This is a genomic window from Saccharothrix sp. ST-888 (assembly GCF_000955975.1).
Taxonomy (GTDB): domain Bacteria; phylum Actinomycetota; class Actinomycetes; order Streptomycetales; family Streptomycetaceae; genus Kitasatospora.
The window spans coordinates 1-378 of the sequence record NZ_JYJF01000464.1; the positions used below are offsets into that span (position 1 = coordinate 1).

Sequence of the window (378 nt, forward strand, 5' to 3'; positions counted from 1 at the left end):
CTAAGGCGACGACGACCTCCTCCATGGCCTGGACTGCCTGCGGCTTATCGAGCGCGGAGATGACCGGGACTCGGATACCAACCTCGTCCATCGCCTTGTCGACGTCCTCTATGTCCGCGGCGTTGCGGACGAAGGAGAGTCCGACCATGTCGCGGCCCGTGCGGAGCGCCAAGCGCAGGTCGCCCTTGTCCTTCTCGCACATGGCCGGCACGTTCAAGGCCGAGCCGGGGAGGTTGCTCTCCTTGTTGTTCGAGAGCACGCTGCCCTCCATGACCACGATCTTCACCCGCGGGCCGTCGACGCTGACGACCTCCAGGGCGATGACGCCGTCGTTGATCAGAACCGGGTCGCCGGGCTTCACGTCGCCCGGGAGACCCT

Annotated in this window: 1 protein-coding gene; it reads right to left on the bottom strand. The window is 66.1% G+C overall.

The genetic code is table 11. The annotated features are described in order from the left end of the window. On the bottom strand, positions 1–361 hold a 361-nt coding region (locus UK12_RS33495), incomplete at its 3' end, for a pyruvate kinase (protein WP_045306986.1). Positions 362–378 lie beyond the last annotated feature (17 nt).